Origin of the sequence: Rosenbergiella collisarenosi, from assembly GCF_018494085.1 — a bacterium.
GTDB classification, from domain to species: Bacteria; Pseudomonadota; Gammaproteobacteria; order Enterobacterales; family Enterobacteriaceae; genus Rosenbergiella; species Rosenbergiella collisarenosi.
On the sequence record NZ_JABBFP010000002.1, the window covers coordinates 503,484 to 515,490 of the forward strand.

Sequence of the window (12,007 nt, forward strand, 5' to 3'; positions counted from 1 at the left end):
TGTAGCTTCACGTGCTTCCTATTAGACATGAATACACAAGCTTGAAGGGCTAACCAATCGATAAAAAGCAAAAAGCCCGCTTAACTTTCGTTAAGCGGGCTTCTCAAATATGGCTCCTCAGACTGGACTCGAACCAGTGACATACGGATTAACAGTCCGCCGTTCTACCAACTGAACTACAGAGGAATTGTCGTGAAGACGGGGCAGATAGTAGTGTTGCGCGCGTTCTTTGTCAAAGGGGTTTTTGCCTTATTGCGTTCGTTTGCTGCGTAAATAATCAAGCTGGTTACCCTCTGCGCAATACGATGTGCACCTCGCGGCGTATAAATGCTTCAAAATGGTGCAATATCGGTTAGCTCAGGCCTATTTCCTGCCCGCAAGGCCAGGCTCAACTGGCCGCCGACAAGTTGGCCTAATAATTGCTTAACAAAATACCTTGCGGCGGTTTGGCGCCATTCATCCTTGGTAGGAGCTAATAATGAATCTAAGACGCTTGAAGTACTTCGTTAAAATTGTTGATACCGGCAGTTTGACGCGGGCGAGTGAAGTGTTACATATCGCTCAACCTGCACTGAGTCAGCAACTCGCGACCTTGGAGGGTGAGTTTAACCAGCAATTATTAATTCGTACGAAACGCGGCGTGACCCCGACAGAAGCCGGACAGGTACTTTACCACCACGCGAAGTCGATTCTTAAACAATGTGAGTTTGCGCGTGTCGCGGTGTCGTCAACACCGCTGATGACCCAATCAGCCTAAAAGTCCGCCTAAGCGTAAAGCCGTCCAGTAACTTTCTTGAGCTAAGTGATAAAAAACTATTGCTCAGGCGGCTTCCCCCCTTTAGGATCCTTCGCCGGAACGAAAACGTTTACGTGCCGACTACGTTCACACTCTGAGCACGCGATCAATCATGTTTGTTGAATTGCATCGTGTATAAATGACGATAATTTGAGAAAAAACCATGCTCGAAAAGCTTTTTAAATTAAAGGCCAACAACACCAACGTAAAAACCGAAATCATTGCCGGTATCACTACCTTCTTGGCAATGGCCTATATTCTTTTTGTAAACCCTTCAATTTTGGGACAAACCGGGATGGATAAGGGCGCCGTCTTCGTGGCGACCTGCTTAGCGGCAACCATCGGTTCAGTGCTGATGGGGATGATCGCTAATCTACCGATTGCACTCGCGCCAGGCATGGGGCTGAATGCGTTCTTCACCTACACCGTCGTGCTGCATATGGGCTACCATTGGCAGGTTGCGTTGGGCGCGGTCTTCATCTCCGCGGTGTTGTTCTTTTGCCTATCGATCTTCAAAATTAGGGAATGGATCATTCGTAGCATTCCTTTACCGCTTCGCTCTGCTATTGCGGCGGGCATCGGACTTTTCTTGGCGATCGTTGCCTTGGAAGGGGCGGGGATCGTGGTCGATAATCCGGCAACGCTTGTCGGAATGGGGGATTTAACTAAGCCCGGCCCATTATTAGCGATCGCCGGATTCTTCTTAATCGTGATCTTGGAAGCGCGTCGTGTGACGGGAGCTATCTTAATCGGTATCCTGGTCATTACCGCTATTTCTATTCTGAGTGGCCTTTCGCCATTTGGTGGGGTCATGTCCGCGCCACCTTCCTTAGCGCCGACCTTCCTGCAACTTGATATCGCAGGGGCCTTTAATGTTGGCCTAATCAGTGTGATCTTTGCTTTCTTATTTGTCGATGTGTTCGATAACTCTGGTACGCTTATCGGTGTCACACGCAAAGCAGGCCTGACCGATGAGCAGGGCAACATTCCTTCTATGGGACGCGCACTCCTTTCGGATAGCATTGCTGCACTCTTCGGCTCGTTACTCGGAACCTCGACGACGACTAGCTTTGTTGAATCGAGCGCTGGAGCAGCGGTCGGTGGACGTACGGGGCTCACTGCGATTGTGGTCGGGATCCTGTTCTTACTCTCGTTGTTCTTTTCTCCCCTCGCGGGCAGTGTTCCCGTGTACGCCACGGCGCCAGCGCTACTCTTCGTTGCGGTACTCATGGCATCGGGACTTGCGGAGATCGATTGGAAAGATATTTCTACCGCCGCCCCGGTGACGATCACCGCATTAGCGATGCCGCTGACCTATTCGATTGCGAACGGTATTGCCTTTGGCTTCATTAGCTGGACGGTAATTAAACTGTTTACGGGTAAATATAAAGAACTCAACCCTGCACTGCTGGTTCTGACGGTACTGTTTGTGATCAAATTAGGCTGGCTAACCAGCTAATGGTATAAGGGTTAGGTCGATGACCTAACCCTTTTTTATTAGCGGAAGGGTGGCTCCACAAAAGTCCGTAGCTTACGAGAATGCAGCTTGTCTCCCTCGGCACGTAACAGATCCACAGCGCAGATACCAATCTGTAGATGCTCAGAAATCGCCCCATCATAGAAACGATTCGCTTGTCCTGGCAGCTTTATCTCACCGTGTAGCGGTTTATCCGACACGCAAAGCAGTGTTCCATAGGGAACGCGGAAACGATAGCCTTGTGCGGCGATGGTGGCGCTCTCCATATCGACAGCAATGGCACGGCTTAGATTGAAGCGTAAGGCCGATGCGGCGTAACGTAACTCCCAGTTGCGGTCGTCAGTCGTGACCACCGTCCCGGTACGCAACCGCTGCTTAATCGCAGTGCTGTCGCTATCGCCAGAAAGGTGGCGGGTTGCATCGTAAAGGGCGCGCTGCACCTCGGCGATACTCGGTACTGGAATATCGGCCGGAAGAACGCTATCGAGCACATGGTCATCGCGAAGATAGGCATGGGCTAATACATAATCACCGATCCGCTGACTCTCCCTTAGCCCACCGCAGTGACCAATCATTAACCAGGCATGGGGCCGTAGCACCGCGAGATGATCACAAATGGTTTTCGCATTGGAGGGTCCTACTCCGATATTAATCAGCGAGATACCTTGATTGTCGGCGGTCACTAAATGCCACGCTGGCATTTGATGCTTCTTCCACGCGTCTTGGCGGAGTTCTTGATCAACATTCTCAGCATCCAGTACATCCCCTCCCGCACAGACTAACGCGATATAAGGAGAGTCAGGATCGGCAACTTGTTGCTTCGCCCAGCTAATAAACTCATCGACATAGCGAGTGTAATTAGTGAACAGGATATAGGGTTGAACGCTTTCAGGCGGGGTTCCGGTATAGTGCTTGAGGCGCGCTAACGAAAAATCGACGCGTAACGCATCGAATTGACCGAGAGGAAGCTCTTGGTCGTGGCTGTTGAGACCGTCAGAGATATCATCGCCGATATTCGCGAGGTCGGTCGTTGGGAAGTAGCGGGTGATTGCCGCCATCTGAGAACGCTCGATAGATAATGCTAACCCATCCATCACATAGGGATAGGGAATTTCGACCGTCGAGCGCCGTACCTCGAGTGAAAATTGATACTCTTTACTGAGCATCTCTAACTGTTCGCTAAGATAACGACGAAACAGCGCAGGTTGTGTAATCGTCGCGGTATAGGTCCCTGCATGGGTGAACCGCCCCCATGCGCGCACCCGTTGGATCGGCGTTTGTTCACCTTCCCAATGCAAGACCAACTCAGGATAGGCAAAGATACCCGCCTCTCGGGATGCGTGACTGGGGAGTTCGCCGCTGGCTAAATAGTGATTAAGTGCCTCTCTCAATGCCTTAACCGCGCTTTCATAGTACGACTCTAATTGGTCCAATGCATGTTCAATGGCGGTCTGCGGGTGTGACATGATAATGAACCTCTCTCTTCATCAGACGTTTACATAGCAACCTAGACTTTACTGTAACCTGTGGATCGCCAAACTACAAACCCCGGCCAAGATAGGTTGTGTTTTAAATTTGTTAAATGTTATTGAGTTACCCAGCATTAAGTTCTACAGTTACCACTATCCCCAGTTATCGACTAGTTCCTTCTCTCTCTTTCCCCTTTTGGAAAAGGATGCGTACCGTGCAGCGTTTTATTCGTCCATTGGCTCAGGTAATCCAGCAAACACCTTGGTACACTCAACGACGTCGCTACCGTACGCTATTTTGGCGTGAGATCACCCCATTTGCCGTCCCGATCTTTATCGAGAATCTCTGCGTGCTGTTAATGGGCGTTTTAAGTACTTTCCTCGTTAGCTGGTTGGGCAAGGCCGCGATGGCAGGTGTGGGGCTGGCAGACAGTTTTAATATGGTCGTTATTGCATTTTTCGCTGCGATTGATTTGGGAACGACCGTTGTCGTAGCTTTTAGCCTTGCGCGGGGTGATGCCGAGCGTGCGCGTGCCGCCGCACGCCAATCTCTAGGTCTGATGACGGTGCTGGGCTTTGTACTCGCCCTCGTTATCGAGTTTTTCGGCCAAGAGATTATTCAAGTTATTGCCGGCAGCGCCGATCCTCAAGTCAAGGCGTTAGCACTGAACTATCTGCATATTTCGGCATGGAGTTATCCGGCTGCGGCGATTGCTTTAATCGGTAGCGGGGCGCTACGCGGGGCCGGTAATACCAAGGTGCCGATGCTGGTGAATGCCGGAATGAATATCCTAAATATTATCATTAGCTCGTTGCTTATCTATGGCTGCTTGGGCTGGAATGGACTCGGGTTTAGTGGCGCGGGTCTGGGCTTAACACTCTCGCGCTATATCGGGGCGGTGGTAATAATCATTGTTCTAGCACATCGATTCAGTGGTGCGCTATTAATCCCAATTAAGAGTTATTTCTTACGGTGGAATACCCTGATCCTCAAAGAAGTGTTGAGTATTGGCGTTCCAGCCAGTGTCGAGTCCGTATTGTTCAATGGCGGAAAACTTCTGACCCAGATTTACGTGGCGGGAATGGGCACGAGTGATATTGCCGGCAACTTTATTGCCTTTTCGATCGCCTCCTTAATAAATTTACCGGGAAACGCACTGGCCTCTTCTTCGACCATTATCACCGGCAAGCGGTTGGGATTGAATCAGGTCTATCAAGCGGAAAAGCAAATTCGCCATGTGTTTTGGTTAGCGACTATCGGTCTGACGATTATTGCCTGGTCAACCGTGCCTTTCGCAGGACTTCTTGCGCGTTTCTATTCCGCTGATCCTGAGGTGATCGAGGTAACGAAACACCTACTGTGGTTGAACGCTGCCTTTATGCCGATATGGGCCTGTTCGTGGGTCTTACCTGCGAGTCTAAAAGGGGCACGGGATGCACGGTTTGCGATGTATGTTTCGATGTTTAGTATGTGGGGCGCGCGGGTAGTCATGGGCTATGTGCTCGGTATCTGGTTAGGTTTCGGCGTGTTGGGAGTATGGCTTGGGATGGTGATGGATTGGGCGGTGAGGGGGATCTGCTTTCAATGGCGGCTGCGTAGTGGTTCTTGGTTAAATAATTATCGAAAAATGAGTAAGAAAAAGCCACTACTGAGGTAAGATACGTAATGGGAACAATCCTATCGATTTCCTTACGTTTACGTTTATCGTGAGAGGCTGGCGAAAAAATAGCACTGTGAAACCTAAACGCCGAGACTACCGTAAATAGAAGTAATACCATTATCTGGGGAATACATGACCAAGGCATTACACCATGCGGCGACATCGCCATTTGTAGAGGACGAGACTAGCAATCAGGATCATCTCGATACTCTGCAGGCCTATAAAGCGATGCTTGATGCCAGTATCGACTGTATTAAAATATTGACCCCAGACGGCAGAGTAAAGAATATGAATCATGCCGGGTGTCTGGCATTAGGTGTCGACCCACAGTCTGGATTTGGTATGGAGTGGTTGTCTTTACTGCCGATTGAGATTCGACGTCCAGGCAAGAAAGCCCTGCAGAAAGCGAAAGCAGGTGAAAATGCTCAGTTCTTGGGTAAAAGTGTTGATGAGCTGGGTGAGATAACCTTTTGGGATAACCTGCTGACTCCTGTTCGTAATGAGCAAGACCAGGTTGATTCTATTCTTTGTGTCTCGCGAAATGTTACGCAGCAATGTATTGCTGAGACTAAACTTCGGCACTTGAGTGAATTTGACGAGCTGACTAATATTCCCAACCGTCGCCATTTCCAATCATACCTAAAGAAATCATTAAGAATCGCAAAGGCAACACGTCAGTCCGTGACGTTATTACACGCCGATCTGGATCATTTCAAATTATTAAATGATACCCGTGGTAATACACTGGGTAATTATGTGCTTAAGATAGTGGCTAAACGCTTAGTTAAAGGTATGGCAGGTAGAGGCTATGTTGCCAGACTATCTGGCGATGAATTTGCCATTATCATTACGCAGACGATGAGTACGGAAGAAATTAACCACATTGCGCAGCTGATGATCGAGGCCGTGTCACGGCCAATTACCTATAACGGCCAATCTATTCGACTTTCTATGAGTATCGGGACCGCAAGCTGGCCCCAATCGGTCGAAAATAGCGATATGCTTGCCAAGGCAGCGAATGTTGCATTGAGTGAGATTAAGCAGAATGGCCGTGGGGGCATATTACAGTATCACAGCCAACTGATGAAGAGCGTGACGCGCATTGCCGAGCAGCTTGAACTCGCCCAGTACGCTATCGACCAACATAAGGTTGAGCCTTATTATCAACCGAAGGTGAGGTTGAACGATGGCGAGCTGGTCGGATTGGAGGCTTTGCTACGCTTTACGATGCCTAACGGTGAACTCGGTTACCCAGGGGCTATCTGGGCTGCTTTCGAAAATCGCGCGCTCGTCGAAAAAATTGGTGAGCAGATCCGGACCCGTGTGTTTGAAGATATCCAATCATGGACTGAGAAGGGATTAAACGTAGTCCCGGTATCAATCAACGCCTCGCCTGTCGAGTTTATGTGGGATGATTATGCGGAGAAGTGTCTTGCCCAAATCGCTCACTATGGAATTGACCTACGCCTGATTGAGGTTGAGATCACCGAGCATATGATAGTCGGCCATGGCGCTGAGTACGTTATTCGCGCGATTGACGTATTGAGAAAGCAGGGCGTACGGATTGCGCTGGACGACTTCGGGACGGGGTATTCCACGCTCAGTAATATTAAAGATTATTCTGTAGATGTGATTAAGGTAGACCGTAGTTTTGTCAGCAGCCTACATCAAGGTCGAGAAGGAAAAGCGATAATTAAAGCGTTACTACTTCTTGCCAATTGCTTAGGGATGGATGTCGTCGCGGAAGGGGTGGAAGAGCAAGAGCAGTGCGATACCCTGATTAATGAAGGCTATCTAATCGGTCAAGGCTTCTTGTTTAGTCCAGCGGTCAGTAATAATCAGATCGAAAAACTATTAAGCGCCGAACAGAGTATTGAATAGTGCCTACTGGCTACACCCATCGGGCGTAGCCAGTGAGTAAAACTATCAGCCTTGGGGCTGATAAACCTGCCACCATAATTTATCGAGAGGCGTATCGCGGTCTTGTTCTTCCGCGCTAGGGTGTTGCGCTTTCTGCCAAGGTTTTTTCAGAATATAGTGAATATTCTTCACTTCATCAAAACGCCACAAGTTCTTGTGCTGAAAAGGCAGTGTCTTAAGGGCATTGTAGCCGTAGGAGAGGGGCGTCCAGCGATGCTCAAAGACTTCGTTCAGTAAGTCCTGTTCTGAGAACGGGTAGCGACTCAGATCTGCGATACCTTCCACCTTGTCGACCAAGTGCTGCGCCATCTCGGCATTAGGGGTGAGTACTAAAAATCCCCCATTCAAGTAAAGGTCTAGTGCCTCAGGGGGCTGTTCGTTGCGTTCTTGCCAAGTGTAGTGACAGGCTTGCGGCTGCCAACTTGCTGGGTAGCTCTCGATCTTATTAGGATTACAGCGGCACGCGTGACAGGCGGCAATATGGCCTTCTTCCAACGGTAAATCAAACAGTTCATCCATGTTGCGTACAGCTAACATGTCCGCATCGAGAAATACAATCCGTTGGTAATCTGTTAGCCCCCATACGCGCAATTTTGACCACACCTCACCAAACTGAGCAGAGGCGTAGTGTTGACTCAGTCCCGATTCTGGATAAAGCGGGGTGATCTCGACCACACGACAGCCTTGGGCGCGTAATTGCTCGCGATGTGTTTCACCGATTACGGGCGTAACCATGACAACGAGTGGCCATTGACTCTGCTGTTGTTGCAGTGATCGCTGTAGTGCGATCACGCCGACGAGGTACGCGTCTTGGGTGAGCAGGGTAGCCCATGCGTTCATGAGTGATCTCCTATCGTCGAAGAGAATAATTGATGAATATAGTGGTTACTGAAGCGTTGTTGCGGATCGAGCTGCTGCTTAACCGCCGCAAAATCCTGCCATTTAGGGTAGAGTTTGGCCCAGTCATAATGCTGAGGGTCGTAATATTTTCCCCAGTGTGGTCGCCCGCCATACGTCGCGAGGATTTTTTCAACTTCGGTTAGGAAGTGCAGGCCATCTTGGGAAAGCGACCCATCGTCGGCATAATAGACGACGAAGCCAAAGTAGCAGGTATCTTGTTGATAAGCTGGGCTTAACCACGCCTCTGATGCCCCGGTGCAGCGCAAAATAATCGGGTAGTGCATATGCGGTTGTTGTTCGGCGTACCACTGTTTAATATGTCGAATGATGGCTGGCGTCTCGGCCAGCGGCACACCGATTTCAACGTTAATCTGTGGTACGGCTATCCCACGGCACAGGAGTTGATAAATATCCCCCGTCACATCCGTAAAATCCTTAAAGCGGGCGACGGTGCGGAACTGTTTACCGCCATGGCCATGTACTTGCGTATCGGCATGCATCAGTGCAAGAGTCTGGTCGATGGTAGCATTAAGACTCTCATCGTGCTCAGTAGAATGGCGCACGACTTGCTGATCGTTTTGCTGGTAACTCTCCAGATCCTCAGATGAGGCCTGATCGATATTCCAGACATGTAATAAATCGTCGTCGACAAACCACCATGCTTTACTAAAGAGATGCTGCTGGTTCCATTCAATAATATCGCTTTCTAGGGTGTCGGCACTGACGGCGGTCTTATGACAGGTAAAGTAGCGCTCTGGAACGGTAGCCAGCGTCACTTCGGTGATTATCCCTAAGCAACCAAGGTTGACCATAACCGCTGAGAATTCAGCATCGCCGCGCTGGAATGTTCGTTTTTCACCGGAGGCGAGGATAAGTGTAAAACTCAATACCTCATCGGTGATAGCGCTCTGCTGCAAGCCCTGGCCATGGGTCCCAGTAGCTAAGGCTCCGCCGACGGTCTGCACGGCGATAACCCCTGGCGAGCATTTCAGCATGCGCCCATTTTGTTGTAGGGTCTTAAAGAGTTCCTGCAAAGGGGTACCTGCCGCAACGCGAACGCTCTGCTCATCCATCGCTAAAATGCCACGAAAATGTTTTAGATCGAGCAAAATACCTTCGCAAGCCGGGGATACCATACGCCCGGGAGAAAGCCGACTGCCGACGATACGGATGGGGCCCGTGCTTTCGGCAAGTAGAGCTTGTAACGCTTGTTCATCTTTCGGGGTATGCAGTTGCTGCTTCGTCCCCAACTGCGCATTACGCGCCCAGTTAAAGATCTGTTCTGCAGCAGGTTCATCCGTTGAACGCTGGGGATAAAGTATTGGGTTCTGTATCACTTTGGCTCCACTCGCTCATGGCTTAACGATATCTATCGTTTAAGCGTAGACGATTTTTATTAAAAACATGAATTAGATCACTTTTCTATGTGATGTTAGCAAAGTTTTGCTTAAGACGGGGGGATGAACCACAACTTAGGGTTCGTTTGGTTACTTTGTAGGTAGTGGAGGATGAGGATTAAGACAATGCGGCGTTTTATACCCGTGCATCAAATTCGGACAATACTCTCGTGTTGTGTCCCTAGAGCGCACGCTGGCATTAGTGGTTGGTCATTCTTACTCATCTTACCGTCAGGCGAGTTAAACTACCATCAAACCTAGGCTTAACCGTGGGACATCGATGACACCCCATGATAAAAATACCACTAAGTCGCGACTTAACTATAGCGTCGTAGTGTGGGGAGATAATACGATATGGTCAGACAATATGGATATTTACTACTGTAGACGTGGGCTGTCTTGATAACGTTGAGAGTGGCTCGGTATTAGATTTGAAATAATACGTGGAGGGGAACTGCGACCTTCACTCGACGCTGGCGAAGCTGCTTCAGGCTAAGCATATTTACCGAGCAATAAAAAAACCCGCTTAACTTGCGCTAAGCGGGTTTCTCGAATATGGCTCCTCTGACTGGACTCGAACCAGTGACATACGGATTAACAGTCCGCCGTTCTACCGACTGAACTACAGAGGAATTGTCGTGAAGACGGGGCAGATAATAGCGCCCCGGTTCAGGCTTGTCAAAGCAGTTTTTACCTTGATCGATTCGATTGCCGATAAAAGAAGCAATCTTGAGTGTTGACGGTTTCGCTGCGCAGTGAGGCTACGCGTGTTGCGCGGCGCGGCGTGTGGCGCCGAGATAATTAATGCCTACAGCCACGGCAATCAGTGCGCATCCAGCCAATAAACGCAATACGGACACGTCACTGCCCCAGAATAATAGGTTGATGATAAGCCCGATGGGGACGTGCAACTCGTTAAAAATGGCTAACGCCGTAACGCTGACTAGCGTACTGCCCTTGGCTAACCAGAGGCTCCCCAACGCGGTCGCGACCAGTCCGAGATAGACCAATAGGCCCCATTGTAATGGTGTCTGTGGCAGTTGATCTGAGTGGCCGAAGAATAGATAAAGTAGGGCAGAGATGAGTACCGCACCGAGGAAAAAATGGCCGAACAGCTTCGGCATGCTGAGGTCAGGGCGGCGCGCTAATAATAGGCGACGACAGATCACCTGACCCGCCGCGAATGTCGCGTTAGCGAGTTGCAAGATCCAGAACCCACGCCAAAAATCACCGGTCAGGCCATGGTAGTGGATAACCATCCCCCCCGAGACCGCGAAGGCGGCAGCAAGCAGGGTCCAAGGATTAAAACGACGATCTAAGGCATTGTTAATCAGGCCTATATAGAGCGGTGTCAGCGTCGTAAACAATAACATCTCGGGAACGGTAAGCAGGCGAAAGCTTTGGTACGCCAAGGCATAAGTGATCCCAAACTGTAATGCACCACATAGCCACAGGCCGGCAATCAGCCTGGCTGGCAGGCCACGCCACGTCATCATCGGCACGAAAACAATCGCAGCAATCAACGTGCGGATAAATACGGAAAAAAAGCCATCGACATGACCGGCGAGAATATGCCCGGTCAGACTAAATGACGACCCCCATAGCAGGGTTACAACTAACATGTACCACACAATAATTCACCTTAATAACATTGACTCGGACGGTTGGAACCAGAAAAACTATTCTTACTCAGGGGGTTTCAGTCGTCTCTTCTTGTACCGCGGGTTGTGATGCTTTAAGCAGCTGAATGTCCAACATCACATAGACCATGGTGCTAATAAATAGAGAGATAACGCTACCAATCACGCCGCTGGTGGTGAACGTGAAGAAGTTATAGAGCACGACCCAAGTCACACACACAAATAATGCCAATGCGCTGTGAATTCCTGTGTTGGAGTAATTTTGAGGGCCACAATTTACAGTCTCGATATAGTGGGTCAGGGGTTGACCGGCGCGGGCTTCCAGATCGCTGATCGTCGAGTGCCAGCTAAGGTTACGCCGATACGCACGACGCGTTGAAAAGAAAAATAATACAGAGATAAAGAACCCGGAGAATGAGATCAATACTGGGATAGACTCGATGGCATAGTGTAGGGCAGTGCGGGCGATATCCTGCGGGAATGTTGGCAACGTCAATGATGCGCCGAGCATCAAATACATAAACATGAAGAGCACCATGAAACCGCGCGTACGTTTATCGGCCATAGTTTCATCATGACGCATCTGCTGACGAGCGGTCGCGAGTAGGGCGACGAGATGATCGGCGGGTTGCGGCGTAGCGGCGAGTGTTTCAAGGTCGGGTAACGGAGCAGAGTCGTTGTGATTCATTCTAGAAGATACCTGTCGTAAGAGTAAGGTGAGCGCTGTTTTGTAATATTGACGACAAC

8 protein-coding genes, 2 tRNA genes and 1 pseudogene are annotated in these 12,007 nt (G+C 49.7%); 4 read left to right on the forward strand and 7 right to left on the reverse strand.

Annotated elements, in window-relative coordinates:
• Positions 1-110 precede the first annotated feature (110 nt).
• Positions 111-186: transfer RNA gene (locus HGT70_RS05315), tRNA-Asn, on the reverse strand.
• A 292-nt stretch (positions 187-478) separates the two neighbouring features.
• On the opposite strand from HGT70_RS05315, the pseudogene HGT70_RS05320 reads away from it, so the two are divergent.
• A pseudogene (locus HGT70_RS05320) lies at positions 479-724 on the forward strand (LysR family transcriptional regulator); the annotation flags it as partial.
• 235 nt (positions 725-959) lie between these two features.
• Positions 960-2,255: an NCS2 family permease gene (locus tag HGT70_RS05325; RefSeq protein WP_214195137.1), complete on the forward strand. Its 1,296-nt coding sequence runs from the start codon at positions 960-962 to the stop codon at positions 2,253-2,255.
• A gap of 38 nt (positions 2,256-2,293) precedes the next feature.
• Here HGT70_RS05325 and HGT70_RS05330 read toward each other — a convergent pair whose 3' ends face one another.
• On the reverse strand, positions 2,294-3,739 hold the full coding sequence (locus HGT70_RS05330; RefSeq protein WP_071430566.1) for an AMP nucleosidase: 1,446 nt from the start codon (positions 3,737-3,739) through the stop codon (positions 2,294-2,296).
• Positions 3,740-3,948: 209 nt separating this feature from the next.
• Here HGT70_RS05330 and HGT70_RS05335 point away from each other — a divergent pair, with 209 nt between their 5' ends.
• Positions 3,949-5,400, forward strand: coding sequence for an EmmdR/YeeO family multidrug/toxin efflux MATE transporter (locus HGT70_RS05335; RefSeq protein WP_071430564.1), 1,452 nt, complete (start codon positions 3,949-3,951; stop codon positions 5,398-5,400).
• Between the two features lie 135 nt (positions 5,401-5,535).
• Positions 5,536-7,284: a sensor domain-containing protein gene (locus HGT70_RS05340; protein WP_214195139.1), complete on the forward strand. Its 1,749-nt coding sequence runs from the start codon at positions 5,536-5,538 to the stop codon at positions 7,282-7,284.
• A 45-nt stretch (positions 7,285-7,329) separates the two neighbouring features.
• Here HGT70_RS05340 and HGT70_RS05345 read toward each other — a convergent pair whose 3' ends face one another.
• The 5 genes from HGT70_RS05345 to HGT70_RS05365 all read right to left on the reverse strand — a co-directional run bounded on the left by HGT70_RS05345 (position 7,330) and on the right by HGT70_RS05365 (position 11,948).
• Positions 7,330-8,163, reverse strand: coding sequence for a glycosyltransferase family 8 protein (locus HGT70_RS05345; protein ID WP_071430561.1), 834 nt, complete (start codon positions 8,161-8,163; stop codon positions 7,330-7,332).
• Positions 8,160-9,560, reverse strand: a complete 1,401-nt coding sequence (locus HGT70_RS05350; protein WP_214195141.1) for a D-arabinono-1,4-lactone oxidase — start codon at positions 9,558-9,560, stop codon at positions 8,160-8,162. Before HGT70_RS05350 ends, HGT70_RS05345 begins: the two co-directional genes overlap by 4 nt.
• 616 nt (positions 9,561-10,176) lie before the next feature.
• Positions 10,177-10,252, reverse strand: a tRNA-Asn gene (locus tag HGT70_RS05355).
• Between the two features lie 129 nt (positions 10,253-10,381).
• Entirely contained in the window at positions 10,382-11,242 is an 861-nt protein-coding gene (locus HGT70_RS05360) for an EamA family transporter (protein WP_198363406.1), read from the reverse strand.
• A gap of 67 nt (positions 11,243-11,309) precedes the next feature.
• Positions 11,310-11,948, reverse strand: coding sequence for a RipA family octameric membrane protein (locus HGT70_RS05365; protein ID WP_214195142.1), 639 nt, complete (start codon positions 11,946-11,948; stop codon positions 11,310-11,312).
• Positions 11,949-12,007: the final 59 nt, after the last annotated feature.

Excerpts from the sequence above, each read along its gene's own strand:
- HGT70_RS05325 (WP_214195137.1), top strand. The coding sequence starts at position 960 with ATGCTCGAAAAGCTTTTTAAATTAAAGGCCAACAACACCAACGTAAAA.
- HGT70_RS05330 (WP_071430566.1), bottom strand. The coding sequence starts at position 3,739 with ATGTCACACCCGCAGACCGCCATTGAACATGCATTGGACCAATTAGAG.
- HGT70_RS05335 (WP_071430564.1), top strand. The coding sequence starts at position 3,949 with ATGCGTACCGTGCAGCGTTTTATTCGTCCATTGGCTCAGGTAATCCAG.
- HGT70_RS05340 (WP_214195139.1), top strand. The coding sequence starts at position 5,536 with ATGACCAAGGCATTACACCATGCGGCGACATCGCCATTTGTAGAGGAC.
- HGT70_RS05345 (WP_071430561.1), bottom strand. The coding sequence starts at position 8,163 with ATGAACGCATGGGCTACCCTGCTCACCCAAGACGCGTACCTCGTCGGC.
- HGT70_RS05360 (WP_198363406.1), bottom strand. The coding sequence starts at position 11,242 with ATGTTAGTTGTAACCCTGCTATGGGGGTCGTCATTTAGTCTGACCGGG.
- HGT70_RS05365 (WP_214195142.1), bottom strand. The coding sequence starts at position 11,948 with ATGAATCACAACGACTCTGCTCCGTTACCCGACCTTGAAACACTCGCC.